Source organism: Paenibacillus vandeheii (assembly GCF_030433635.1).
GTDB lineage: Bacteria > Bacillota > Bacilli > Paenibacillales > Paenibacillaceae > Paenibacillus > Paenibacillus vandeheii.
The window spans coordinates 1-941 of sequence record NZ_JAROCD010000041.1 but is presented as its reverse complement, the minus strand read 5'-3'; the positions used below and the strand labels follow the sequence as shown (position 1 = coordinate 941).

Here is a 941-nt window from a genome sequence, read left to right as displayed (position 1 = left end):
AGATGGGACTTCAGACATTTCGTATCTGTGGGTCGCTGGTGCACCGTGTAACCCAAAACAAACTGGTTTTCCGTTCCAATCTGCACATTGTACCCTGGCTTCAATTGACCATTTCGCATATGATCTTCTTTCATTCGCATGAACGTTGCGTCTGGATCGGTTTTGCTGTAACTGTTGCGCTCACCAGCGATTGCCATCTGCTGTTCATATTTTTGCAGTCGCGGCAGCAAGTCCTTCCGCAACTGGCGCACGGCTTTGTTTAACGGCTTGTTCTTCGGTTTTTCATTCAGTTTCTCCTCCAATTGCTTGACGGCTTGCTCCAGCTTTTCCGCCGTGAGAGCCGAGGCTTCGCCAAGTTCAGGTAGGTCGGTTCCAGTGTGGAGGGCATCTTCTTCGTTTTCCGCCTCTTCGATGGCTTGGAACAGGGTATGTACTTTTTCTTGCAGCTTGGCCTGGTGCTTGACGACGGCTTTTTTCCACACAAAGGTGTAGCGATTGGCATTTGCTTCGAGCTTGGTTCCATCCAAAAAATAGTGATCTAAGGACACATATTGCTCCTGAACCAGCAGCTCCAGTATATGGGTAAACACGGTTTCCAGGACCTCTTTCATCCGCTCGGAACGAAAGCGATTAATAGTACGAAAGTCCGGCTGTTGCCGCCCGGCAAGCCACATGAACATAATATTTTCGCGAAGGGCCTTGGCGATTTGCCGGGAAGAATAGATGCGCTGAGTGTAGGCGTAGATGATGATTTTAGTGAGCATTTTGGGATGGTAGCTATGGCGACCTCCGCCAGGATACGCCGAATTGAAAAGGGAATCGCTCAGGCGATTGACTGCGTTATTTACAACACGAACGAGGTGATTTTCGGGGATATCTGTCTCCAAATCCATTGGCAAGAAAAGTTGATCCATGGTATATTGAATGTACAAAGAAACCGT

Annotated in this window: 1 protein-coding gene; it reads right to left on the bottom strand. The window is 48.5% G+C overall.

What is annotated here, in order from left to right:
• Positions 1-932, bottom strand: a 932-nt coding sequence (locus P5G61_RS31815) for an IS1182 family transposase (RefSeq protein ID WP_301250122.1), incomplete at its 3' end; no start/stop codon positions are given.
• Positions 933-941 lie beyond the last annotated feature (9 nt).